This window comes from Tistrella mobilis (assembly GCF_039634785.1).
Classification (GTDB): domain Bacteria; phylum Pseudomonadota; class Alphaproteobacteria; order Tistrellales; family Tistrellaceae; genus Tistrella; species Tistrella mobilis.
This window is the reverse complement of record NZ_JBBIAB010000004.1, coordinates 222,795-245,860: the sequence shown is the minus strand read 5'-3', so window position 1 is coordinate 245,860 and position 23,066 is coordinate 222,795. Positions and strand designations below refer to the sequence as shown.

The 23,066-nt window shown below is 67.7% G+C and carries 20 protein-coding genes; 10 read left to right on the top strand and 10 right to left on the bottom strand.

What is annotated here, in order from left to right; all coding sequences use genetic code 11:
* Positions 1-79: 79 nt before the first annotated feature.
* Complete coding sequence (locus tag WI697_RS07560) at positions 80-1,357, bottom strand: sensor histidine kinase (protein ID WP_062765403.1); 1,278 nt, start codon at positions 1,355-1,357, stop codon at positions 80-82.
* A 127-nt stretch (positions 1,358-1,484) separates the two neighbouring features.
* Complete coding sequence (locus tag WI697_RS07555) at positions 1,485-2,324, bottom strand: gamma-glutamylcyclotransferase (protein WP_345958025.1); 840 nt, start codon at positions 2,322-2,324, stop codon at positions 1,485-1,487.
* Between the two features lie 261 nt (positions 2,325-2,585).
* Here WI697_RS07555 and WI697_RS07550 point away from each other — a divergent pair, with 261 nt between their 5' ends.
* A complete protein-coding gene (locus WI697_RS07550; RefSeq protein ID WP_345958024.1) occupies positions 2,586-4,613 on the top strand; it encodes an acetoacetate--CoA ligase in 2,028 nt (675 codons plus the stop codon).
* A 140-nt stretch (positions 4,614-4,753) separates the two neighbouring features.
* A complete protein-coding gene (locus WI697_RS07545) occupies positions 4,754-5,698 on the top strand; it encodes a sensor domain-containing diguanylate cyclase (protein WP_345958023.1) in 945 nt (314 codons plus the stop codon).
* On the opposite strand, the gene WI697_RS07540 is transcribed toward WI697_RS07545, so the two are convergent.
* Complete coding sequence (locus WI697_RS07540; RefSeq protein ID WP_345958022.1) at positions 5,679-6,746, bottom strand: hypothetical protein; 1,068 nt, start codon at positions 6,744-6,746, stop codon at positions 5,679-5,681. The two genes, WI697_RS07545 and WI697_RS07540, sit on opposite strands and share 20 nt — an antisense overlap.
* Before the next feature lie 149 nt (positions 6,747-6,895).
* On the opposite strand from WI697_RS07540, the gene WI697_RS07535 reads away from it, so the two are divergent.
* Positions 6,896-7,798: a LysR family transcriptional regulator gene (locus tag WI697_RS07535; RefSeq protein ID WP_345958021.1), complete on the top strand. Its 903-nt coding sequence runs from the start codon at positions 6,896-6,898 to the stop codon at positions 7,796-7,798.
* A gap of 50 nt (positions 7,799-7,848) precedes the next feature.
* Here WI697_RS07535 and WI697_RS07530 read toward each other — a convergent pair whose 3' ends face one another.
* Together WI697_RS07530 and WI697_RS07525 are read right to left on the bottom strand one after the other, a co-directional pair.
* Positions 7,849-8,925 carry a zinc-binding metallopeptidase family protein gene (locus tag WI697_RS07530; protein ID WP_345958020.1) on the bottom strand — a complete coding sequence of 359 codons (1,077 nt, stop codon included), beginning with the start codon at positions 8,923-8,925 and terminating at the stop codon, positions 7,849-7,851.
* Between the two features lie 167 nt (positions 8,926-9,092).
* Positions 9,093-11,255 (bottom strand): anthranilate synthase component I, encoded by a 2,163-nt coding sequence (locus WI697_RS07525; protein WP_345958019.1) that lies wholly within the window; start codon positions 11,253-11,255, stop codon positions 9,093-9,095.
* 377 nt (positions 11,256-11,632) lie between these two features.
* Between WI697_RS07525 and WI697_RS07520 the strand changes: the two genes are divergently transcribed.
* The 7 genes from WI697_RS07520 to WI697_RS07490 all read left to right on the top strand — a co-directional run bounded on the left by WI697_RS07520 (position 11,633) and on the right by WI697_RS07490 (position 17,646).
* Positions 11,633-11,959, top strand: coding sequence for an ArsR/SmtB family transcription factor (locus WI697_RS07520; RefSeq protein ID WP_231889447.1), 327 nt, complete (start codon positions 11,633-11,635; stop codon positions 11,957-11,959).
* The gene (locus WI697_RS07515) at positions 11,956-12,393 is read left to right on the top strand and encodes a YeeE/YedE family protein (protein ID WP_345958018.1); all 438 of its coding nucleotides are present in this window, start codon (positions 11,956-11,958) and stop codon (positions 12,391-12,393) included. The genes WI697_RS07520 and WI697_RS07515 overlap by 4 nt, the downstream gene beginning before the upstream one ends.
* Before the next feature lie 60 nt (positions 12,394-12,453).
* On the top strand, positions 12,454-12,915 hold the full coding sequence (locus WI697_RS07510; RefSeq protein ID WP_296719407.1) for a DUF6691 family protein: 462 nt from the start codon (positions 12,454-12,456) through the stop codon (positions 12,913-12,915).
* A gap of 4 nt (positions 12,916-12,919) precedes the next feature.
* Positions 12,920-13,828, top strand: coding sequence for an MBL fold metallo-hydrolase (locus WI697_RS07505; RefSeq protein ID WP_345958017.1), 909 nt, complete (start codon positions 12,920-12,922; stop codon positions 13,826-13,828).
* A 48-nt stretch (positions 13,829-13,876) separates the two neighbouring features.
* On the top strand, positions 13,877-14,095 hold the full coding sequence (locus WI697_RS07500) for a YgaP family membrane protein (RefSeq protein WP_014744781.1): 219 nt from the start codon (positions 13,877-13,879) through the stop codon (positions 14,093-14,095).
* 39 nt (positions 14,096-14,134) lie between these two features.
* Positions 14,135-15,874, top strand: a complete 1,740-nt coding sequence (locus WI697_RS07495) for a SulP family inorganic anion transporter (protein ID WP_345958016.1) — start codon at positions 14,135-14,137, stop codon at positions 15,872-15,874.
* Between the two features lie 125 nt (positions 15,875-15,999).
* Positions 16,000-17,646: a right-handed parallel beta-helix repeat-containing protein gene (locus WI697_RS07490; RefSeq protein ID WP_345958015.1), complete on the top strand. Its 1,647-nt coding sequence runs from the start codon at positions 16,000-16,002 to the stop codon at positions 17,644-17,646.
* Between the two features lie 41 nt (positions 17,647-17,687).
* On the opposite strand, the gene hxsA is transcribed toward WI697_RS07490, so the two are convergent.
* From hxsA to WI697_RS07465, 5 genes are all read right to left on the bottom strand, one after another.
* Entirely contained in the window at positions 17,688-18,296 is a 609-nt protein-coding gene (hxsA, locus tag WI697_RS07485; protein WP_345958014.1) for a His-Xaa-Ser repeat protein HxsA, read from the bottom strand.
* Positions 18,284-19,510 carry a His-Xaa-Ser system radical SAM maturase HxsC gene (gene hxsC / locus WI697_RS07480; RefSeq protein ID WP_345958013.1) on the bottom strand — a complete coding sequence of 409 codons (1,227 nt, stop codon included), beginning with the start codon at positions 19,508-19,510 and terminating at the stop codon, positions 18,284-18,286. Before hxsC ends, hxsA begins: the two co-directional genes overlap by 13 nt.
* Positions 19,511-19,528: 18 nt before the next feature.
* On the bottom strand, positions 19,529-20,989 hold the full coding sequence (gene hxsB / locus WI697_RS07475) for a His-Xaa-Ser system radical SAM maturase HxsB (protein WP_345958012.1): 1,461 nt from the start codon (positions 20,987-20,989) through the stop codon (positions 19,529-19,531).
* Positions 20,986-21,333, bottom strand: a complete 348-nt coding sequence (locus WI697_RS07470; protein ID WP_062765445.1) for a hypothetical protein — start codon at positions 21,331-21,333, stop codon at positions 20,986-20,988. Before WI697_RS07470 ends, hxsB begins: the two co-directional genes overlap by 4 nt.
* Before the next feature lie 98 nt (positions 21,334-21,431).
* Positions 21,432-22,916 carry a methyl-accepting chemotaxis protein gene (locus WI697_RS07465; RefSeq protein WP_345958011.1) on the bottom strand — a complete coding sequence of 495 codons (1,485 nt, stop codon included), beginning with the start codon at positions 22,914-22,916 and terminating at the stop codon, positions 21,432-21,434.
* Positions 22,917-23,066: the final 150 nt, after the last annotated feature.

Below are 23,066 nucleotides of genomic sequence, written 5' to 3'. Positions count from 1 at the left end.
CGGTCGGGAATGCGTGCGCCCCCGGAAACAGCAAGTACCGTGCCAGTCACGGGTCGGATATGCGGGTGTGCGCGAGAGGTCAGTCCGCCCGTCGGGCGTCGGGTGCGGCCAGCGGCAGGTCGAAGCACGAGGTGGTGCCCCGGCCCTCGGTGCTTTCAAGCGTCAGCGTGCCGCCCTGCAATTCCACCAGCATGCGGCTGATCGTCAGGCCGAGCCCGGTGCCCTTGACCTGGGTTTCGGCGCCGCCGTTGCGGGCCTGCTCGTAGGGGCGCATCAGCCGCGCCAGATCTTCCGGAGCGATGCCGGGGCCTTCATCGCTGATCGCCACGATGAAGCGATCGTTCTGCACCCGGTTGTCGACGGTGATCGACCCGCCGGGCGGGCTGTATTTGATGGCGTTCGACAGCAGGTTCAGCATCACCTGCTTGAGTGCCCGATCGTCGGCGACGATCTCGGGCGAGGGGCGCAGCGGCGTCCAGGCGATCCGCACCCGCTTTTCGATCGCAAGCCCGCCGACCACGCGAATGGTCTGCGACAGCACCGGATTGGCGGCCATGGCGGTTGGTGTGACGTCGTATTTGCCGGCCTCGATCTTGGCCATGTCGAGCAGGTCGTTGATGATCGAGAGCAGGTGCTTGCCGCTGCCGTGGATCGAGTTCAGATAGCCCAGATAGGTCTCGTTGCCGATCGGTCCCAGAACCTGCTGTTCCATCAGCTCGGCAAAACCGATGATCGCGGTCAGCGGCGTGCGCAGCTCGTGGGTCAGCGTGGCCAGAAACAGCGATTTCTGCTGAAAGGCGCCTTCGGCCGACAGCCGCTGGGCGTAGTTTTCCTCGGCCAGCCGGACCAGTTCTTCCGCCTGCTGTTCCAGAAGGCTGCTCTGATGGGTCAGTTCGGCCTCGTGTGCGGCCAGGCGGTCGGCCTGATCGAGGGCGGTCGCCACCGTCACGCCCAGATCCATCACCGCGCCCAGGGCGTCGAGCTGCCGCTGCAGAACGGCGGTGGCGTGGGCATCCATGCGCGGGCAGCCGTCCAGCGCCAGAACGGCGATCGTGGTGCCGTCTTTCGCCCGGATCGCGGCCAGCAGCAGATCCTCATCACCTTCGCCGCCCAGCTGACGTGTCACCCGGGCGAACAGGTCCTGGGAACCGGGGCTGCCGCGCCCATCGGCCTGTGTGCCCGCAAGGACACGCGGGCCGCGTTCATCCAGCCCGACCAACAGACCGGCGGTTGCGTCAAGCGCCGAGGCCGCGGCCGTTACCAGCTGGCTCAACGCCGGCGCAGACTCCGATCCGAGAACCCGATAGCGGCGCAGCGTCTCGATTTTCCGCCGGTCGGTGGTCAGGTCGAACGTCATCTCTCCTGCGCGGCCCGGTCGCCGCCCGCGGTGGCGCGCCCGTTCCACAGTGCAGGGCGCATGATGTGTCCTGGTTAACCCGTGGTGACGGTCCTGTCCACAGCATTCCGCGTGACGAATATGGGACTCAGCGACCACTGATGTCTTCGGGCATATCCGTGTACGCCTGTTGGTGGTATTCCACCCGTGATAGCAGGGCGACCATGCGCCGGTCGTGGATGCCGGCGGCGTCGAGCGCCCCCACGCAGGCCCGCAGATAGTCGGCCGACGAGCCCAGCTCGCCGGTGGCATGGGCGATGATCCGGGCGGTCTGGTCTTCGGTCAGCCGGCCGGCATAGCGTTCATGGGCGGGGTTGATCACGAAAGTCAGGGCCGGCACGGGCCCCTCTGGTGTCTGGGCCGATACCCAGCGCGGCAGGTAAGAGGCGGTCAGCATCTCGCGCCGCCAGATCAGGGCAAGTTCGGCGCGCCAGTCGGCCGGGTCGGGCATCAGGGTCATAGCGGTGCACGACCCGCCGCGGTCGAGCGCCAGCATCAGCCCGGGCTGATCGGGCGTGCCGCGGCCGAAGGGCATCCACAGGCAGAAGCTGCGGTGCAACCCCACCACCCGCGCGCGCCGCCGCTCGGTGATCGCCACGCAGGGGTTCCACATCAGCGAGCCATAGCCGAACAGCCGCGGCGCGCCGCCCGCGAATGCGCCGGGCGGGGCGGTGTCGAGCATCTCTTCCAGCGATTGCGCCAGCTCGGCATCGTCCAGAATATGGATGTGCGGATAAAGCCGGGCGAAGCGGCGGCGGATCTCGTCGGCCTGCAACATTTCGCGGGTGACGCCATGCGGCCCGCCGCCGGCGAGCGGTCCGTCGGCCATTCCGGAGCCAATCGTTCCGGAGCCGGTGGTGGTTCCCGAAGCCGCTGCGGCGGTGGTCTCGGAAAGGGCGGCCGCACGCCCGTTGTCGGGTGAGGTCATGCCGTGGCGTCACCGATGATGGCCGGCGGCCTGCGGAAGTGTGGCGCAGGCCCCGTGGAGAATGACAGTATAGCGACGCAGCGACCTTTTGTCTCGGCGCGCCGCAGCGGCGAGCGCAATTGATCGGCATGCGAAATAATACAACAGTCTTGCGTATCTTGCCTCTCAGAGGCTAACACTTGGACGACACGAACGGCCCCGGGCAGGGAAACGGCCGGTGAAGACCGGCATAGCCGAGGGCCGCGCCCCAGGAGGAAGCACATGCCCATGCGTATCGAAGAGGGCGCCGAACTCTGGCGCCCCTCGGCCGAGACCGTCGAGGCCGCGCGCATCACAGATTTCATGCGCTGGCTCGCGGCCGAGCGCGGCGTCGAAACCGGCGATTACGAGGCGCTGCGCCGCTGGTCGGTGACCGAGCCCGCGGCCTTCTGGCAGGCGCTGATCGACCGCTTCGGCATCCGCTTCTCCAGCCCGGCCGAAACCGCGATCGCCTCGGAAGAGATGCCGGGGGCGGTGTGGTTTCCGGGGGCGACGATCAACTATGCCCGGGTCGCCTTCGATCAGGCCCGGCCGGGCGAGGTCGCGATCTTCCACCAGTCGGAAGTCCGCCCGCTCCAGGCGCTGACCTGGGACGCGTTCGAGGTGAAGGTGCGGGCGCTGATGGGCCGGCTGCGCGCCATGGGCGTGAAGCCCGGCGACCGGGTCGCGGCCTATCTGCCCAACACGCCCGAGGCGGCGATCGCCTGCCTGGCGGCGACCGGCGTCGGCGCCATCTGGTCCAGCTGCTCGCCCGACTTCGGCACCCGATCGGTGCTCGACCGTTTCGGCCAGATCCGGCCGAAAGTGGTGTTCGCGGTGGACGGCTATGCCTATAGCGGCCGGCAGTTCGACCGGCGGGCGGTGGTGAAGCAGATCTTCGAACATCTGCCCGATGCCGAGCATCTGGTCTTCCTGCCCTATCTGAACCCGGCCGATCGCAGCTTGCCTGTCGAGAGCGCCGTGCTCTGGGACGATCTGGTCGAGGGGCCCGAGGCGATGGCCCTTGCCGCGACCCAGGAATTCGAAGAGGTGCCGTTCGAACACCCGCTCTGGATTCAGTATTCCAGCGGCACCACCGGCCTGCCCAAGGGCATCGTCCACAGCCATGGCGGCATCGTGCTGGAGCATGTGAAGAGCCACGGCCTTGCTGGCGATCTCAATCCGGGCGACCGCTTCATGTGGTTCACCACCACCGGCTGGACGATGTGGAACAGCCAGCTGTCGGGGCTGCTGGTCGGCGCGACGCTGGTGATCTATGACGGCAACCCGGCCTGGCCCGACCCCTATCCGCTCTGGCGGCTGATCGAGAAGACGAAGCTCAACGTCTTCGGCACCTCGGCCGCCTGGCTGACGGCCCAGGCCGCCGCCGGGGTCGAGCCCGGCGCCATGTTCGACCTGTCGGCCCTGCGCTCGATCGGCTCCACCGGCTCGCCGCTGCCGCCCGAGGGCTATGCCTTCGTCTACGAAAAGGTGAAGCGGGATCTGTGGCTGAACGCGATCAGCGGCGGCACCGACACCTGCGCCGCCTTCGTCGGCGGATCGGTCATTCTGCCGGTCAATGCCGGCGAGATGCAGGCGCGGGCGCTCGGCGTCGATGTCGCGGCGCTGGACGACGAGGGCCGTGAATTGATCGGCGAGGTGGGCGAGCTGGTGATCCGCCGGCCGATGCCCTCGATGCCGGTCATGTTCTGGAACGACGAGGACGGTAGCCGCTATCGCGAAAGCTATTTCGAGATGTATCCCGGCTGGTGGCGCCATGGCGACTTCCTGAAGATCACCAAGCGCGGCACTGCGGTGATCTATGGCCGGTCGGACAGCACGCTCAACCGTCACGGCATCCGCATCGGCACGGCGGAGGTCTATCGCGTGGTCGACAATCTGCCCGGCGTGCGCGACAGCCTGATCGTGAACCTGGACCTGCCTCATGGCCGGTTCTTCATGCCGCTCTTCGTGTCGCTGGAAGAGGGGGCGAGCCTGGACGAGGCGCTGCAGAACCGGATCCGCCGCGAGATCCGCGAGGCCTGCTCCCCCCGCCATGTGCCCGATGTGATCGTCGAGATCCCCGACGTGCCCTACACGCTGACCGGCAAGAAGATCGAGGTGCCGGTGCGCCGCATCCTGATGGGGGCGCCGATCGAGAAGGCGGCCAATCCGGGGGCCATGCGCAACCCGGAAAGCCTCGACGTCTTCGTCGCCTATGCCGACGAGGTCCGCCGCCGGATCCGCGATGCGGAAGAGACTGCGGCCTGAGTCGGGCTTTGCCCCGCCGCCCGCGCGGCGGGGCGTTTCCTCTGAACTCTTCATGGTTTCTTATCCGGGGCGGCCCATATTCTAACCTCATGACGGCCCGACCAGCTGGTTGCGGAGGGGCCGGCTGGGGAGGGGAATGGATGGCCAATATCCTGACCGGTGAGACCGCGATCTCGCTGCCGGCGCTGTTTGCGGCGCTGCCGGTCGCGGTGATGCTGATCGGTCGCGACGGCCGCATTCTCGCCGCCAATCCCGCGACCGCAGTCCTGCAGAAGGGCCCGCCAGAGGCGATGCTGGGCCAGCAGGTGGCGTACATCCATCCCGACGCAATCCGTAACATGGCACGTGACCTCTGGTTGGCTGAAGCGGGCCTGGAGATTCCGGATCACCAGGTGACATTCGGCGATCGGCAGTATCAGGTATCGGTCCGTGCGGTCCGCAACGACACGGGCGAGGTGGCGGCCGTTGTGGTCGCCTTCACCGATATCAGCCGGTTGAAGCGGGTTGAACGGCGCCTGTCCGAAACAAACCGGCGGCTGAAGGCGCGGGTCTGGGAAGATCACCTGACCGGCATTCCGTCCCGCCGCTATCTGGATGCCGCCCTGGCGCGCGAGGTTCGCCGTGCCCGACGTGGCGGGCAGGCGCTGTCGATCGTGATGGCCGATATCGACCGGTTCAAATCCTATAACGACCGCTATGGCCATCCGGCCGGCGATGACTGTCTGCGCCTGGTGGCGCAGGCCGCATCGGCGGCGCTGGGCCGGGGCGAGGACGAGCTGTGCCGCTATGGTGGCGAGGAATTCGTCGCCATCCTGCCCGGAACCGGCACCGATGGTGCCGCCGATGTCGCCGAGCGGATGCGCTGCGCGGTGGCCGACCAGACGATCCCCCATGACGGTGTGCCCTGGGGCCATGTGACCATCAGCCTGGGGGTCGCCAGCCTGCCGGCCGTCGATCACGGCAGCCATCGCGACCGTGATGCCCTGATCGCAGCCGCCGATGCCGCCCTTTACGCCGCCAAGGCGGCCGGCCGCGATCGGGTGGCGCGGGCCGGTGACGACGGATCTAGCCCCCGATCAGCTTGATGCAGTCATCGGCCCGGTTCAGCGTCGGCGCGTAGGCCCGATAGGCGGCCTGATAGTCGTCGACGGCTCCGGACAGCTTTTGAAGCACCTCGGTATAGTTAATACCCTGTGTATCCTTCTGGCTTCTGCTGGCCAGGGCCATCGCGTCGGTGGTTGCACGCGCCTGCGCGATTGCCGCTTCGGGGGAGGACGCCGAGGCGGCCGCACCCCCCGCCTGGCCCGGCAGGGCCCGGGCCGCAAGTGCCGAATAGATCGTCTGATAGTCGATGCCCCGGCCACTTCGCACCCGTTTCGGGATCTCGACATAGATCCGCTGCAAGGCTCCGGTCAGCCGGCTCTGACGCTCGCCCCAGGCCGCATATTCGTCGCGAGTGATGGCGTTCAGCTTGTCGGCTTCGGCCAGTGTCGCGGCCAGAACCCGGACCGCTGCCGCATCCGACGATCCGTCATAGGCCGCACGTGCGTTGATCGTTGCCTGTTTGAGAGAATGTGCGGCCTCGACGAAGTCTGCCCATTCTTTGAAGCGGGTGGTGTTGATCGCCTCTGCTGCCTGGTAGCCGGGGCGGTTCTGGTCCGTCGCCGCCTGGACCAGGGCCTTGGCCTGGGCCTCGCTGGCGTAAGGCGGAAAGCGGATCGCCTCGCTCACGAAGCACTGCAGCGCTGCCACGCCCGAGATATAGAGCAGGTCGAGTCCGGGCGGGGCCACATAGTCGCGGGTAATGCCCAGCAGACCGGCACCGATCGCGATGCCGATCGACAGATCCGTCGGCGCCCCGAAAGCCAGAGCCGAAACGCCTGCGCCGGCAAGCCCGATCAGGCCGATTGAATACAGATCGGAGTAGCGTGCGGACTCGACGTAGTTGGCATTCCACGTGGTGATCGTCTTGTTCGCAGAAGACACCAGGTCGGCAATCTCGTAACGCGGCATCGTCGACGGCACCGAGCCGACCTCGACTTTGGGCACATTGGGAATATAGATGCCGGCACAGCCACTGATCGCGAGTGCGGTCGTCGCGACGACCAGGAGCCTCTTGATTTCTCTGTGCATGCCCGGACTCACATCTGGTGAAGACCTGAATAATATGCATAAACGGTATCATGGTCACCTGTTCTGTCAACCATAAGGGCGTGTGGGGCGGGGGACGATCGGCCTCTATGGCGGCTTGCGCGACGCGGCCGAAAGCCTAGACTGCCGCCATGGTCGATTTCCGCAGCCTGGAGAGCTTCGTCTGGATCGCCCGCCTCGGCAGTTTCCGGGCGGCGGCGGACAAGCTGAATGCGGCACAACCCTCGGTTTCAGCGCGTATCGCCAAGCTGGAGCAGGAGCTGGGCGTCCAGCTCTTCGATCGCAGCGCCCGCAATGTGACGCTCACCTCGAAAGGGCGGGTGCTGCTGGACTATGCCGAACGGCTGCTGGGGCTCAGGGCCTCGATGCTCTCGGCTGTGGCCGATATTTCGGGGCTGGGCGGCACCATCCGCATGGGGGCGGCCGAGACCATCGTCCACACCTGGCTGCCGCGACTGATCGAGCGGATCCACAAGCATTACCCGGGTGTCACGCTGGAGCTGGAGGTCGATACCTCGCTCAACCTGCGTGACGGGCTGGTCAATCGCGGGCTGGACATCGCTTTCCTGCTGGGACCGGTCAGCCAGCCGACGGTGCAGAACCGGCCGCTCTGCCACTATCCCCTGGCCTGGGTGGCGAGCCCCAGGCTCGGGCTGCCGCGCGACGGCGCGGTCACGCTCGACACCCTCGCCAACTGGCCGATCATCACCTATCCGCGGCTCAGCCGGCCCTATATCGCCATTCAGGACATGATGCACGGCCTGCCCGGCCGCCGGCCGCGGATCTACGGCTCCAGCTCGCTCGCCACCATCGTGCGGATGACCCTGGACGGGATCGGGATCAGCGCCATCCCGCCCCGGATCGTGCGCGAGGAACTGGCGTCCGGCGCCCTGCATCTGGTGGAAGCCGATGCCGCCGCCATGCTGCCGGGGATGGATTTTACCGTCTCCTGGCAGGCCCAGGCCGATACGCCCCTGGCCCGCGCCATTGCCGAAGCCGCGATCGAGACTGCGGCAGGCGATACCGAGGCCTGAGGGGGCTGGTCGAGTGGGGGCTGGGCGAGGGAGCCCTGGTCCGGGCGGCGTCAGCCCGCCTCGCGGATCAGATCGTGGACGAAACGCAGCTTGTCGATCACGGCGGGGGCCAGCACGAAGGGATAGAGATCCTGCTGGCCCATGCTGCGGTTCAGGCTGTTGACGGCATAGGTCAGCGGCAGCCAGGCCTCGATCAGCGGTGCGAAATCGCGCTGGCGGTAGGCATCGAAATCATAGGCGACGTCGCTGGGGGCGGCGGGATCCAGGATGTTCTGCGGCTTCAGGCGGATGCCGAAGGCATGCGCCGTTTCCAGCGTGTCGACGATGTGAAGGTAATGCGCCCAGGTCTCGGCGAAATCCTCCCAGGGGTGAGAGGCGGCATAGGTCGACACGAAACGTTCCTGCCAGTCGGCCGGCGGGCCTTCGGCATAGTTGCGGGCCAGCGCTTCGGCATAGTCGCAGCTCTCGTCGCCGAACATCGCCCGGAACCGGTCCAGCCGGCCCAATGACGGATCGGCGTCGCGGATCAACCGGTTCCAGTAATAATGGCCGATCTCGTGGCGGAAATGGCCGAGCAGGGTGCGGTAGGGTTCGCCCATGTCGCGGCGGATCCGCTCGCGCTCGGCATCATCGGCCTCGGCGACGTTGATGGTGACCAGCCCCTCGGCATGGCCGGTCATGATCCGCGGCGCCTCGGGGTCGACATCGGCCAGGAAGTTGAAGGCAAGCCCCCCGACCGGATCCTCCCATTTGGCCGCGACCGGCAGGCCCAGGCGGAGCAGGGCATAGATCAGCCGGTGCTTGGCGACCTCCAGCCTCTGCCAGGCGGCGAGATTGGCCGGCACGGCAAGGTCCGGCACGGTGCGGTTCAGCCGGCAGGCCTTGCACCAGGCATGCGGGCTGCTGGTCGGGATCAGCCAGTTGCAGGCGTCGTGGGTGGCATTGGCGCAGAAGCGGAACATCTGATCGGGCATCGCCAGCGGCCGCCAGCGCCCGCCGGTTTCGGGTTCCAGCGCGCTCAACGTCGTGGCATCCGGCAGATAGCCCAGCCGGTGCCCGCAGCGCAGGCAGGTTGTGTTCTCGAAGAACAGGGTCTGGCTGCAGTTCTGGCAGGAAAAAAGCTTCATCCGGGCGGGGCATCCGATCTGGTCGCGCAGCCGGCAGGATGCATGCGGATTGCATGCGCCCTGCCGGCTCTCTCGCACGATATGAGAGATGCGCGAAGTGTGTCCAAGTCTTTTCTGGTCCCCGTTGCTTTCGGTGCTTCGTTGCGCGGCCCCTGACGCTCGCCGGTTTACCCCAGCCCCCGGCACAGATTGGCGATCATGCGCGGGCCCGCCTCGTCCTGAAGGCTGAGCAGGCTTTCGGGGTGGAACTGCACGGCGCGGATCGGCTGCTCGCGGTGGCGCAGAGCCATCACGATGCCGGCCTCGTCGACGGCGGTCGCCTCCAGGCAGTCGGGCAGTTCGGCGGCGAACAGGGAATGGTAGCGGCCGATGGTGATCTGCTCCGGCAGGCCCTCGAACAGCAGATCGGGGACAAGGATGCGGATGCGCGACGGCTTGCCGTGCATCGGCACCGGCAGGCGGCCCAGCCGGCCGCCGAAATACTCCACGATCCCCTGCAGACCCAGGCAGACGCCGAAAATCGGGATGCGGGCGGCGGTCAGCAGGTCGAGCGTGGCGTTCATGCCGAAATCCGCCGGCGATCGGGGCCCGGGGGAGAGCACGGCCAGATCGGGGGCCAGGCGGGCGGGCAGGTCGGCCGCGAGCGGCGCGCGCCAGGTGACGGTTTCCGCGCCGGTCGCCTTCAGATAGGCCGAAAGCGTGTGGACGAAACTGTCCTCGTGGTCGACCAGCAGGATCCGGCGACCCTTGCCCGGACGGGGCGGTATGGCCTCGCGGCGCTCCTGATCCGGACGCTCCAGCACGTCGATCATCGCCGAGGCCTTGAGCACGGTTTCGGCCTCCTCCGCGGCCGGTTCGCTGTCGAAGAGCAGGGTGGCTCCGGCGCGGACCTCGGCCACGCCCGCCTTCACCCGGATGGTGCGGAGCGTAAGGCCGGTGTTCATGTCGCCGTCGAAGCCGATCCGGCCGATGGCGCCGCCATACCAGGCGCGCGGGCTCTTCTCCATCCGCTCGATCCAGCTCATCGCCGCCCGCTTGGGCGCACCGGTCACCGTCACCGCCCAGCAATGGCTGAGGAAGGCGTCGAGCGCGTCATAGCCGTCGGCCAGCATGCCCTCGACATGATCGACCGTGTGGATCAGGCGGGAATACATCTCGATCTGGCGCCGGCCGACGATGCGCACGCTGCCCGGGACCGAGACCCGCGACTTGTCGTTGCGGTCGACATCGGTGCACATGGTCAGCTCGGCCTCTTCCTTGGCCGAGGCGAGCAGGGTGCGGATGCGCTCGGCATCCTCGATCGCATCGCGGCCGCGCGCGATGGTGCCGGAAATCGGGCAGGTCTCGATCCGCCGTCCGGTCACCCGGACATACATTTCGGGGCTGGCGCCGATCAGATGCTCCGACCGGCCCAGATTGATCAGAAAGCCATAGGGGGCGGGGTTGCGGCGGCAGAGGCGCCGGAACAGTTCCGACGGCGGTGTCGTCGCCGGGCGGCGGAAGACGCGGCCGGGCACCACTTCGAACAGATTGCCGGCGGCGAATTCAGGCAGGGCGGCTTCGACCATCGCGGCGTATTCGCCCGGGCCCATGTCGTCGGCCGCGGCATTGGCGGCGGGCGGCGCCGCGATGTCGGCATGCACCTCGCGCGGCAGATCGTCGGTGGAGGCGCCGTCGACGGTGAAGTCGTAGGCGATCGACCAGGCCCGGCGGGCGGCGTGATCGACCGAGATCACCCGGTCGGGCAGGTAGAGCACGATGTCGCGATGATCCGACATCCGCTTGCGGGCCAGGGGGATACGCTCGAAGGCCAGTGCGATGTCGTAGCCGAAGGCGCCATAAAGGCCCAGATGCGGATCCTCGGGGCTCGCGAACAGATCGATGATCGCGCGGATCGCCGAGAAGGCCGAGGGCTGGCGGCTGCGGTCCTCTTCCGGAAATTCGGCCGGGCCGTCGAGAATGCGGGCGGTGACCTGGTCTTCGTCGATCATCAGCCCGGAGACATGGGGGTGATCGCCCAGCGCCCGGGTGATCGCCGGCAGCAGCACCCGGCCGCGGGCATTCAGCGCCCGGATGTCGACCTCGGCACCGGCAAGCCCGGTCATGCGCGCGGTAAAGACCAGCGGCGGATCGGTGAAGCCCAGATCGAAACGGACATAGCGGCCCGGATAGTCGTAAGAGGACGCAAGCAGCACGCCGGGCCGGGTGTCGAGCGCATCGATCAGCGGCTGGGTGGCACCGTCATGGGGCAGGGCCTCGACATGGCGGCGCACGATCACGCCGCCGGCGGTGCGCCAGCTGGACGGGGCAGGGATGGTCTCGGCGGTCATGCGGCGGGCTCTCCTTTGCCGTGGAACAACCGGATGGTCCGGCCGGATGGGCGGGAGAGCGGGCAGGGGTTGCGGCCCGCCCGCGTGCGGGCATGGGCGGCAGTCTCGGCCGGACCCCCGTCTTCCGGGGCGGCCGTGCGGTCGGTCAGACGCGCGTGATCGGCGACCCCGGTCGAACGGGGCCCCGCCACTGGCGGCCATGGATGGCCGGATATGTGCGCATCGTGATCATGACCTGAAGCATTGCCGCAATCGGGGCGCCCCGTCAACGCCCGGCATGCGGCAACCCGTCGCGGGCAGGGACGGGAGGATCTTTCCGATTCGGGCTTGTGGAATCTGCGTATCTTCATATATTCGAAGATATGAAGATCGAAGCCATGACAGAGACCGCCGAGCGGGTCGCCGAGTTGATGAAGACGCTGTCGCATCCGAAGCGTCTGCTGATCCTGTGCAACCTGGTGGAAGGCGAACGATCGGTCGGCGACCTCGCCCGGCTGACCGATATGCGCGAGACCGCGGTGTCGCAGCAGCTGGCCCTGCTGCGCCGGGAGGGCATCGTCGCCCCCCGGCGGGAGGCCCAGAGCATCCTCTATCGCCTGGCCCGGCCGGATGTTGCGAAACTGCTCGGCTTTCTCTACGCAACCTATTGCACGCCTTCGGAAACTACCGAAGGTGCGGCACCCATCACGGAGAGCGTGGCATGACGCCCGAGATGATCCAGAGCTGGAGCATTGCCCTGATCGGCGGCGTGCTGATCGGGGCGGCCGCGGTCTGGCTGATGGCGGCCCAGGGGCGGATCATGGGGGTGAGCGGCATCCTGGCCGGCCTGCTGCCGCCGAAGCCTGCGGCGGGTGGCGATCGCGGCTGGCGCATCACCTTCGCGCTGGGGCTGATCGGCGGCCCGCTGATCGTCCAGGCGGTGACCGGCGCCCCGGCGATCGGCGCCCCGGTGGTGTCGCTGCCGCTCCTGGTGGTGGCGGGGCTGCTGGTCGGCTTCGGCACGGTGATCGGCTCGGGCTGCACCAGCGGCCATGGGGTCTGCGGCCTGTCGCGGCTGTCGGCGCGTTCGCTGGTCGCGACAGGCACCTTCATGGCCACCGGTGCGTTGACCGTTCTGGTCATGCGACACCTGATCTGATCAGGCCAAAATATTGAGACAACACGCTATCCGCATACCCTGCGGATCAAGGAGACGTTCATGCTCAAGCTCGCCTCAGGGTTGATCACCGGTCTGATCTTCGGTGCCGGTCTGGCGCTTGCCGGGATGACCGATCCGGCGGTGGTGCTGGGCTTCCTGGATGTCGCCGGTGCCTGGAATCCGGCACTCGCCTTCGTGATGGGCGGCGCGGTGATCGTGACCTTCATCGGCTTCCGCATCCTGCGCGGCCGCCGCCATCCGCTGCTCGGCACCGGTTTTTCCTGGCCGACCGCAACCGCGATCGACCGACGTCTGGTCGGTGGTGCGGCGATCTTCGGCATCGGCTGGGGGCTCGCCGGCTATTGCCCGGGCCCGGCGATCGCCTCCCTCGCCGGCGGCCGGATCGAGGTGGTGATCTTCGTGGCGGCCATGCTCGCCGGCATGATTGCCGCCCGCTTCATCTCCGCCGCGCCGGCTTCGGCGTCTCCGGCCTCCGCGTCCCCCGCTGCCCTGAAGAGGTGATCCGATGTCCGCGACCGCGTTCCAGCCCGATTTCGCCATCCCCGCCGCCGTGGCACCCGAGGTCGAGAGCTTCTTCGACCCGGCCACCTTCACGGTCACCCATGTGGTCGCCGATCCGGCGACGAAGCGGGCGGCGATCGTCGATCCGGTGCTCGACTACGACCCGGCCTCGGGCCGGACCTCGACGCAGTCGGCCGATGCCGTGATCGCCCATGTCCGCGCCTGGGGCCTGAACATCGACTGGATCCTGGAGACCCATGTCCATGCCGATCACCTGTCCTCGGCGCCCCATATCCGGGACGCGCTGGGCGGACGGGTCGGGATCGGCGCCAATATCCGCACCGTGCAGAAGACCTTCGGCGACGCCTTCAATGCCGAGCCCGGCTTTGCGCGCGACGGCAGCCAGTTCGATCATCTGTTCGCGGATGGGGAGCGGTTCGCCATCGGCTCGATCGAGGCGGTGGCCCTGCACACGCCCGGCCATACGCCGGCCTGCATGACCTATGTCATCGGCGATGCCGGCTTCGTGGGCGACACGCTGTTCATGCCCGATTACGGCACCGCACGCTGCGATTTCCCCGGCGGCGACGCCCGGGTGCTCTATCGCTCGATCCGGCGCCTGTTCGCGCTGCCGGGCGAGACCCGGCTGTTCATGTGCCACGACTATCTGCCCGAGGGGCGCAGCGACTATCGCTGGGTCACGACCGTGGCGGAAGAGAGGGCGCGCAACATCCATGTCCACGAAGGCATCTCCGAAGATGATTTCGTGGCCATGCGCCAGGGCCGCGACGCCACCCTGTCCATGCCCCGGCTGATTCTGCCCTCGGTGCAGGTGAACATGCGGGCCGGCGAGATGCCGCCGGCCGAAGCCAATGGCGTCGCCTATCTCAAGATCCCGGTGAACCTCTTCTAAGGCATCAGGATTCGGCCGGAAACCAAAGGGTCCCGACCGGGCCCGCAGATGACGGAAGATGAAAACATGAAGGCGAATGTCGGCGGTCTCGACCGCGTGCTGCGCATCGTCGTGGGCCTGGCCCTGCTGTCGATGCTGCTCTGGGGTGACGAGGGCTGGAAGTGGTACGGGCTGATCGGCCTGCTGCCGCTCGCCACCGGCCTGGTCCGCTGGTGCCCGGCCTATACGCTGTTCGGCATCCGCACCTGCCCGCTGGCGCGGCGCTGACCGCATAAACCCGCCCCCTGCCTGAAGGTCGACCTCGCCATGGCCCGTTTCCGTCCGGCCGCGCTCGACTGGCTGCGGCGCTATGACGGCCGGACGGCCGGCGCCGACGGTCTTGCCGCAGTCATCGTGACCATCATGCTGGTACCGCAAAGCCTGGCCTATGCCATGCTGGCGGGCCTGCCGCCGGCAGCGGGGCTCTATGCCTCGATCCTGCCCCTGATCGCCTATGCCGCCTTCGGCAGCAGCCGGACGCTGGCGGTGGGGCCGGTGGCGGTCATCTCGCTGATGACCGCGGCCGCCACCGCCGAAGCGGCAGCGGCGACCGGCATCGCGCCTGCCGCAGCGGCCCTGCTGCTGGCAGGGCTGTCGGGGCTGATGCTGCTCGCCATGGCGGCGTTGCGCCTGGGCTTCGTCGCCAATTTCCTCAGCCACCCCGTGGTCGGTGGTTTCATCACCGCCTCGGGCCTGCTGATCGCGCTGGGCCAGACCGGCCATCTGCTGGGCGTTTCCGCCCGCGGCGACACGCTGCCGGCCATTCTGACGGCGCTTTACGACGGGCTGCTTACCCGCGGCATCAACCTGCCGACCCTGGTGGTGGGGGGGCTGTCGCTCATCTTCCTGTTCTGGTGCCGCAAGCGGCTGAAGCCGCTGCTGGTCACGGCCGGCTTCGGGCCGCGTGCGGCCGATGCCGTCGCCAAGGCCGCCCCGGCCGTGGCGGTGCTCGCCTCTATCCTGGCGGTGGGGCAGCTGGATCTGGCCGCCGCGGGGGTGAAAGTCGTGGGCGCGCTGCCCGCGGGCCTGCCGCCGCTGACCCTGCCGCCGCTGGATGCCGATGCCGTGCTGGCCCTGCTGGGCCCCGCGGCGCTGATCTCGCTGATCGGTTTCGTGGAGAGCATTTCGGTCGCCCAGACCCTGGCCGCCAAGCGCCGCCAGCGGATTTCCGCCGATGCCGAGCTGGTCGGGCTGGGGGCGGCCAACATTGCCGCCTCGGTCACCGGCGGCTATCCGGTCACCGGCGGTTTCGCCCGGTCGGTGGTGAATTTCGACGCGGGGGCGGAAACCCCGATGGCGGGCGTGTTCACCGCGGCCGGCATCGCGCTCGCCGCCCTGTTCCTGACCCCGGCCTTCCGCGACCTGCCGCAGGCGGTGCTGGCGGCGACCATCATCGTCGCCGTGCTGTCGCTGGTCGACCTCAAGGCGCCGCTCAGGGCCTGGGCCTATTCCAGGGCCGACGGCATCGCCATGGCGGTGACCATTCTGGGGGTGCTGCTGGCGGGGGTGGAGGCCGGCATCCTGGCGGGTGTGGTCGCCTCGCTCGCCCTGTTCCTGCGCCACAGTGCCCGGCCGCATATGGCGGTGGTGGGACAGGTGCCTGGCAGTGAACATTTCCGCAATGTCGATCGCCATCGCGTCGCCGTCTCTGACACCGTGCTGACGGTGCGGATCGACGAAAGCCTCTATTTCGCCAATGCGCGGGCGCTGGAAGACCGGATTGCGTCGCTGGTCGCCTGCCGGCCCAGCCTCCGCCATGTGGTGCTGATGTGCCCGGCGGTGAATCTCATCGACCTCTCCGCCCTGGAAAGCCTGGAGGCGATCAACCGCCGCCTCGCCGAGGCCGGCATCAGCTTTCATCTGTCGGAAGTGAAGGGCCCGGTGATGGACCGGCTGGCGCGCAGCCACTTCCTGGACGAGCTGACCGGCCAGGTCTTCCTCAGCCAGCATGCGGCGATGCAGGCACTGGATCCGGGTTGTGTTGCCGCATCCTGCAACAAGTCCTGAATAATGACAATGCCGGAAACATCATAGCGTCGTCCCCACGGCGGTGAATGTCACTGCCGGGGGGCGAGGTGCGGACATAGGGCCGGGCCTCGTCTTCATGATCAGACATGAAGAAGGTTCCGAGCATGACGAATACCATTGCAGACCTGAAGGCCCTGGCCGTCACGTCTTCCACCACGGAAGTCGAGGTGCTGGGCTATCATGGCGTTGCCGATGGCGGCGGCGGCCTGTTCGCCTGGCGGGCGGGGGCGACCGCCACCGATGACGGTGGGCTGTGGATCGAAAGCACGGTTGCGACCGGCGGTCTGTGGCAGCGGATCGTCGACAGCGCCGCCCCGGTCAGCGTGCGCTGGTGGGGTGCCCGTGGCGATGGCAGCACCGACGACACCGCCGCCATCCAGACGGCGCTGGATGCGGGCTTCTCTGCGGTGCATCTGCCGGCCGGCGTCTATCCGGTTTCGGCCACGCTGACCGTGCCGGTGGGGACGATCGTCACCGGCGAGGGCTCGGGTGGATTCCGCCCGACCGATGCCCGCACCACTATCGTCAAGACCAATGGCGACACCGGTGGCGATGCGGTGATGGAGACGGGGAAGTCCTGCACCATCCGCGATCTGAAGCTGCAGCCGCATAACGAGGCGGCGGTCACCTATGAGCGGGCAGTCTATCCCACCGGTACCGGCAACACCTCGATCGGCCTGAAGGCCGGCTCGGCCAGTACGGTCGAGGACGTGGTCTCGCTGGGCTTTGCCGATTCGGCGATGGTTCTGGGCACCACCACCAAACTGATGCGCTGCCACATCTTGCGCTCGCGCCGGGGCATCACCACCAGCGGCTCTGACGGCATGATCACCAACAGCGTGACCATGTTCTGCCACGAGGCCGGCATCCTGCTGACGACCAATTACTGGATCGTCACCGGCTGCCGCATCGAATGGAACGCCACCTACGGCATCCAGTCGAACAGCGGCGAGCACACCTTCACCGCCAACCTGTTCGACCGCAACGGCTGGGCCGGCCTGTACCTGAACGGCGGCTGGGGCAATGTCGTGACCGGCAACTACTTCTCGCGCAACGGCGCCGGCGGCGACGGCACCATGGGGCGCTGGAACTGGGCGACCCCGAACCACCGCGCTTATCTGGCACCGCCCACGCCGGCCGACAGCTGCCATATCAAACTCTATTACCAGCGTGACTGCACCATCACCGGCAACCGCTATCGTGCCGGCGTGGATGACGGCGGCAGTGGTGCCTTCGCACCCGGCTATGTCTACAACATCGATGGCAACTTTGGGGCCACATCGAACGTCACGATCTTCGCCAATGCCGGCGAGGGTGGGTCGACCGGCGCTTTCGGCGGCTATGCGCTGAGCTATCCGGCCGGCTCGGGCCTCTTCGGCGGAACCGATACGGCGGATCAGCAGCTGGGTTATGGCCGGAATGTGCGTCTGGGGCGCGTTGCCACCCCGGGCACATCGACGCCGCGTCAGCCCTATGGCCTGCCGCAGGCGGCCTCGGTCGACGTGCCGATCGACCACGCGATCGGTGGGCGGATCAAGGTCTGGACCAATTCCTGGAACAGCACCCCGTCCTATGCCGAAATCACCTTCACCCGCGCCTCGGGGGCTGCCACGACGGCGACGGTGGTGATCGACAACGTCATCGGCACCAATGTCAGCGCCGCGGCCATTTCGACCGATCCCGCGGTCATGACGGTGACCTTCCCGGGCACCCGCTTCTACAACGTCTCCCACGACCTGCACACGATGTGAGGTCAGACCCGCCGGCCTGGTGCCGGCGGGTTTTTTTTGCCTCACATGCCGGTGATGCCAAGCTTTACCAGCGTGTCGCCATCCAGCCGGCCGGTTACCGGCAGATGGCTGTCGCCCTGGAAGGTCTTGATCGCAGAGCGGGTCCGCTCGCCCAGGATCCCGTCAGCCGGCCCGGCGTCGTAGCCGCGGGCATTCAGGGCAATCTGGGCCCTCAGGACCATGTCGCGCAGCTCCTGGCGTGTGGCCGCCACCGCGCCGCCGGTCCCCGGTCCCGAAGTCGTGGCCGGGGATCTGCTGCCCGAAGATGTCCGGCCAGGGGCCGTATAGTCCGGGGCCGTATAGTTCGGCGCCGTGTAGCCTGGGGCTGTGTAGCCGGGCGTGCTGCGATAGCTGCTCGACGAATAATGCGAACGATGGCTTGAGTGGCTGCGGTGGCTGGAATGGCTGCGGTGGCCCGCGAAGCGAGTGAGGCCGGCGCCTGCGGCATCGAACGGGTTGTCGAACACGGGGACAGGCAGACGGCCGTCCGGGCCGAATTCGGGGGCAGAGCCGGGCGCGGCAAGCGCAGGCTGCGGCAGCAGGCCGGACAGCATCGCCGGCAGGGAGAGCCCCGCCAGGGCGGTGACGGTCTTTCTGATCAGACGGGACATGACGGTCTGGTTCCCTGATGGGCCGCGGGCGGCCAGTGGTCGAGCGGCCCGACATCGCGTCCGATCCATCGGCTGTCGGCCGAGGTGAAAAAGCCGGCGCAGTCCTGCCGGGCCGGGCAGGGGGCGCAGACCGGGGCAAAATCGTTCTTCCAATCCGAAATCGACGCCCGGGCGAAAGCGAGAAGATCGGCAGGAAGCACGCAGAGCGGCAGATTGTAGATCGATACCGTCATGCCGAGCGCCGCCAGCCGATGGACGGCGCGGGACAGGGCACCGGCATAGTCGGCCGGATCGATCCAGATCAGCGTGCGATTGCGCCGGGCGAAGCCCATCGGTTCCAGCCCCATGAAGGCGATGTGGGCCGCGAAGGGCAGGGCGCGATAGATGAAGCGCGCAAGCGCTTCCAGGCGCGCCACGGTCGGTCGGGTCAGGACCACACGGATCTCCACCGTCGCGCCGACCGCTGCAAGATTGTACAGGCCCGCCATGGTCTCGGCGAAGGCGCCTTCGGCCTGCACCACATGGTCATGCAGGCTGGCGACGTCGCCATAAAGGGGGATGCCCCAGGTCACTGCCTCGGGGGCGGCACCGGCCATGGCGCGTGCCAGGCCGGGATCGGCGAAACGCCGGCCATTGCTCAGCACATGCAGGGATGCTGCCGGCAGATGCCGGCGGGCGCTCCGGATCACCTCGATCAGGCCGTCATCGAGCAGGGTCGGCTCGCCGCCGGATATGCCGAGCTGGGTCTCTTCGGGGTCGATCAGCGTGATGATCTGCGTCAGATGTTCGACGCGATACGTGTCGTCGACCTCACGCGGGGGCTGGGAGCACATCAGGCAGAGGCTGTTGCAGCGTTCCGTGGCAAGCAGTGTGTTCGCACGCGAGCCGCGCCGCCAGAGTATGGTGACGAGCCCGCCTTCGGGGGCGAGCCCGACCACGTCACCCGGCGCCACCAGATCCCGTCGGCTTCCGCCGCCCCACCAGGGGCCATGATATCCCACCGGCGGCGCGGCATGGCCGGCCCCGAAGACGCCGGCGGCAAGAGCCTCGATGCCGACAGGCAGAATGCCCGCGGAAAGATCATCCTGCCAGAGCAGGCAGTGCTCAATCGGCACCCGGCCGGTGGCGAGAACATCGATATCCGCGACCTTGGCGACGTCGACGGCGGCCGGAGGGCCGGTACGGATCAGGCGCTGATGCAGGGGCAGGGACATGGCGTGCAGCCTCTTCGATCAGTCGAGGCGGATATCGCCGCCAGGCTCGGCCGGCTGTCGACGGCCGATCCAGGCTGCGAAGATCCGGTTGACCTCGGCATCGTTCGCTGCAATCCGGGCGAAGAGCAGGCGAAACAGCGCCTTATGGCGTGCACAGTGATCGCTGAAAGCGCGATGGCCGACCGGGTCGCCTTGCGTGGCCAGATGGTGAACCGGGTCATTGCCGCAATAGGGCAGAAAGGCGCAGCTCCAGCATCCGGGCAGGCTTTCCGCCAGGCCGGCGGCGAGGAGGGCGCGGAGGGTGCCGCTGCCGGCAAGCTCCCGGAACGGCGTGTGAACGTCCCCGATCCTCAGCCGATGATCCCCGCTTGCCGCCAGCATCCGCGCCTCGTCCGAGACATAGACGCCGCCATCATGGTTATAGACCAGCACGCCGTGCCCGGCACCCGCGGGGGAGCGGAGATCGACATAGCCGCCGCCGAAGGGGGTGAGGATGTGGGTCAACAGGATTGTGGCATAGGCTTCCTCGATGTGCCGGCCGGCACGGCAATGTTCGATGCAGCGATCGAGCGCCCGGCGATAGAATTCGATGAAGCCGGTGACGGAAGGAGCAAGGCCGGGTTGGCGGCGGGCGAAGCCGTAGGGGGCGACCGGCCGCAGAAAGACCGAGCGGAAGCCAAGGTCGACATAAGCGTCCACGACCTCGTCGGGCCGGTCGAGCGCGTCGCCGGTGATGGTCGCAATCGCAGCGACGGCCTCGGCTCCCAATATCCGGCGCGCGCGGTCCAGCGCGCGTCGGGTGGCATCGAAGGCGCCGCCCCCAGGTCGCCGGCGATGGCGGTCATGCAACGCGGCGGGGCCGTCGATCGAGGTCGAAAGCGCGATCTCGTGCTCCAGGCAGAAGCGGAGCATGTCGTCATCGAGGCGCTGCAGGGTGGAGACCATCGAGAAGGTGAGCGGTCTTCCGTCTGACCCGGCGCGATCTCGGGCAAGGGCCACGATCTGCCGGACCCGGTCGAACGCGAAGGCCGGTTCGCCGCCCTGGAACTCGATGGTGAGCGCGGGGGCGGGGCTTTCGAAGATCCGGTCGACCGCGGCTCGGGCTGTCTCTTCCGACATGTCGAAGCCGGCGGCAGAGGGGCCGCGGCGCGAGACCTGGCAGTAGTCGCAGCCGTGGTCGCAGCGCAGCGTCACCACGCAGATATGCAGCGACGGTCCCTCGGCGACGAACCGCTTCCGGGTCGCAAGCTGGGCCGCGGTGATACGCCGGGTCGTGGCGGTCAGCGGGTCGTGCAGGAAGCCCCGGGCAAGAAGGTCGTCCCGGATGTGGGGGGCCAGGTCGGCGGGATCCTCGATCAGGCGGCGGAAGTCCGTCTGGTTCAGAAACGCGAAATCACCGCCGTCATGGGTGACGAGGACCTGCCCCGGCGGGATGGTCAGCCGCTCGAAGCGCAGGGGCATGAGGTCGAGCTTGTTCATCCGGGCGCCAGCGCCGCCATGGCCGTGCTGAAGACGGCGTCCCGCACGCCGGCAGTGCGATCGCGCAACATGACCCGCAGGGACTGATCCGTCAGTCGGTCCAGAAAACGAGCGGCGAGCGCCGCATCGACCGGCGCGCCGTCCGGAGATCTGCGGGCAAAGGCCACGAGCCGGCTGCCCTCGGGCGCATCGGGCACAAGCCAGATCAGGGCCTCTGCCGCCATGTCATAAGCCGTGTGAAGAACGGCTTCGGCGGGATAGGCGGCGTCGAGCCGGAGAAGCTGCTCCGGCTCGACGGCTGCTGCAATCTGGCTGGCGGGTAAAGGCATGGCAAGGAGGCCCATGACGGCAGAACGTCTGGTGACGCTAATCCCGCATGGTCACTCTTTGCAATTGAAAAGACATGTCTGCCGTAAAATCACAGCTTAAGATTGTTGGTCGCTTACCGCGCCAGCACCGTCGCGGCCTGTTTGGTGGTCTGAACCGTGCCGGCGACGCGGCTGACCGCGTCGGTGATGCCGTCCAGGCTGCGGGTGACGGTGTCGACTGCGGCGGCGGTGGTGTGCATATTGGCCGACAGGTCGCGGGTGACGACGCTCTGTTCCTCGACCGCGGCCGCGGTGGTGGTGACATGGTCGCGGACGGTGAGGATCGAGCCGCGGATGGTGCGCAGCGCTTCCGCCACCTCGCCCGACAGCCCCTGCATGCCCTCGATTTCGTTCGAGATGCGGGTGGTGGCATCGGCCGACTGGTTGGCGAGGGTCTTGACCTCGGTTGCGACCACCGCGAAGCCGCGACCGGCCTCGCCCGCGCGGGCGGCTTCGATCGTGGCGTTGAGCGCGAGCAGGTTGATCTGGCCGGCAATGCCGCGGATCACCTCGACCACGCCTTCCATCGAGCGGGCGACACCGTCCAGCCGCTGGGCGGCCTCGTCGGCGCGCGTGGCCCGGTCGACCGCGCCATCGGTCGCTTCCCGCGACTTCACCATGCTCTGCGAAATCTCGGCGATCGAGGCTGCCAGTTCTTCCGTCCCCGCCACCATCATCTGAACCGCGCCGCTGGTCTGGCCGGCGGCCGTGGCGGCCGCGCCGGCCTCGTTGGTGGAGCGGTCGACCGCGTGGTCGATCTCGGCGAAATTGCGGTCGATCAGGGTCTTGAGATCGGTCAGCATGCCGATCTGCCGGGTGATGTCGGTGGCGTATTTCACCACCTTCACCGGCCGGCCCTCGGCATCCAGGATCGGGTTGTACGAGGCCTCGATCCAGACCGTGCGACCGCCCTTGGCGATGCGCTTGAACTGCCGGGCCTGATACTCGCCGCGCCGCAGCGCCGTCCAGAACACCTTGTAATCGGCGCTATCCCGTTCGGCGGCGTCCACGAACATGGAATGGTGGCGGCCCTGGATCTCGTCCAGCCGATAGCCGATGACGTTCAGGAAATTGTCGTTCGCCCACAGCACCTTGCCGTCCAGATCGAACTCGATCACGGCCAGCGCCTTGCGGATCGCCCGCATCTGTCCGTCCAGATCGGCGGCGGCGGTCTTCTCGGCGGTGACGTCGGTGGCGTATTTGACCACTTTCACCGGCCGGCCCGCGCCATCGAGCACCGGGTTGTACGAGGCCTCGATCCAGACGACCTTTCCGCCCTTGCCGATCCGGCGAAACTGACGTGCCTGATACTCGCCCCGGCGCAGCGCGTCCCAGAAGGCGGTATAGGCCGGGCTCTCGCGCTCCGCCACATCCACCAGCATGCGGTGGTTCTGGCCCTTGATCTCGTCGAGCGTATAGCCGACGAGGGTCAGGAAATTGGCGTTGGCATCGAGTATCCGGCCATCCATATCAAACGTAATCATGGCCTGGGAACGGTTGACGGCGGCAATCACTGCCTCGGCATCGCTCCGTCGACGCGGCGACAGGAAATCGAACATGTGGTCGTCCCTCACGATCTGGGCTTTGATGGTCTGTGCGACATCTTTGACGGTGCCCCGGGTCTTGGTCGCGAAGGTTGAAGGGCAGTCTCATCTTCGCAGCGCATCTTTGGAACAGGTGCGGAGCAGGCGTGAGGACATGATGATGCT

What these genes read in the sequence shown, in the direction of transcription:
- WI697_RS07545 (WP_345958023.1), top strand. Translation starts at nt 4,754, where the DNA reads ATGGCCAATATCCTGACCGGTGAGACCGCGATCTCGCTGCCGGCGCTG.
- WI697_RS07500 (WP_014744781.1), top strand. Translation starts at nt 13,877, where the DNA reads ATGACGGAAGATGAAAACATGAAGGCGAATGTCGGCGGTCTCGACCGC.
- WI697_RS07530 (WP_345958020.1), bottom strand. Translation starts at nt 8,925, where the DNA reads ATGAAGCTTTTTTCCTGCCAGAACTGCAGCCAGACCCTGTTCTTCGAG.
- WI697_RS07465 (WP_345958011.1), bottom strand. Translation starts at nt 22,916, where the DNA reads ATGTTCGATTTCCTGTCGCCGCGTCGACGGAGCGATGCCGAGGCAGTG.
- hxsB (WP_345958012.1), bottom strand. Translation starts at nt 20,989, where the DNA reads ATGAACAAGCTCGACCTCATGCCCCTGCGCTTCGAGCGGCTGACCATC.
- WI697_RS07525 (WP_345958019.1), bottom strand. Translation starts at nt 11,255, where the DNA reads ATGACCGCCGAGACCATCCCTGCCCCGTCCAGCTGGCGCACCGCCGGC.
- WI697_RS07560 (WP_062765403.1), bottom strand. Translation starts at nt 1,357, where the DNA reads ATGACGTTCGACCTGACCACCGACCGGCGGAAAATCGAGACGCTGCGC.
- WI697_RS07495 (WP_345958016.1), top strand. Translation starts at nt 14,135, where the DNA reads ATGGCCCGTTTCCGTCCGGCCGCGCTCGACTGGCTGCGGCGCTATGAC.
- hxsC (WP_345958013.1), bottom strand. Translation starts at nt 19,510, where the DNA reads ATGTCCCTGCCCCTGCATCAGCGCCTGATCCGTACCGGCCCTCCGGCC.
- WI697_RS07520 (WP_231889447.1), top strand. Translation starts at nt 11,633, where the DNA reads ATGACAGAGACCGCCGAGCGGGTCGCCGAGTTGATGAAGACGCTGTCG.
- WI697_RS07540 (WP_345958022.1), bottom strand. Translation starts at nt 6,746, where the DNA reads ATGCACAGAGAAATCAAGAGGCTCCTGGTCGTCGCGACGACCGCACTC.
- WI697_RS07555 (WP_345958025.1), bottom strand. Translation starts at nt 2,324, where the DNA reads ATGACCTCACCCGACAACGGGCGTGCGGCCGCCCTTTCCGAGACCACC.
- WI697_RS07510 (WP_296719407.1), top strand. Translation starts at nt 12,454, where the DNA reads ATGCTCAAGCTCGCCTCAGGGTTGATCACCGGTCTGATCTTCGGTGCC.
- WI697_RS07515 (WP_345958018.1), top strand. Translation starts at nt 11,956, where the DNA reads ATGACGCCCGAGATGATCCAGAGCTGGAGCATTGCCCTGATCGGCGGC.
- hxsA (WP_345958014.1), bottom strand. Translation starts at nt 18,296, where the DNA reads ATGTCCCGTCTGATCAGAAAGACCGTCACCGCCCTGGCGGGGCTCTCC.
- WI697_RS07490 (WP_345958015.1), top strand. Translation starts at nt 16,000, where the DNA reads ATGACGAATACCATTGCAGACCTGAAGGCCCTGGCCGTCACGTCTTCC.
- WI697_RS07550 (WP_345958024.1), top strand. Translation starts at nt 2,586, where the DNA reads ATGCCCATGCGTATCGAAGAGGGCGCCGAACTCTGGCGCCCCTCGGCC.
- WI697_RS07505 (WP_345958017.1), top strand. Translation starts at nt 12,920, where the DNA reads ATGTCCGCGACCGCGTTCCAGCCCGATTTCGCCATCCCCGCCGCCGTG.
- WI697_RS07535 (WP_345958021.1), top strand. Translation starts at nt 6,896, where the DNA reads ATGGTCGATTTCCGCAGCCTGGAGAGCTTCGTCTGGATCGCCCGCCTC.
- WI697_RS07470 (WP_062765445.1), bottom strand. Translation starts at nt 21,333, where the DNA reads ATGGGCCTCCTTGCCATGCCTTTACCCGCCAGCCAGATTGCAGCAGCC.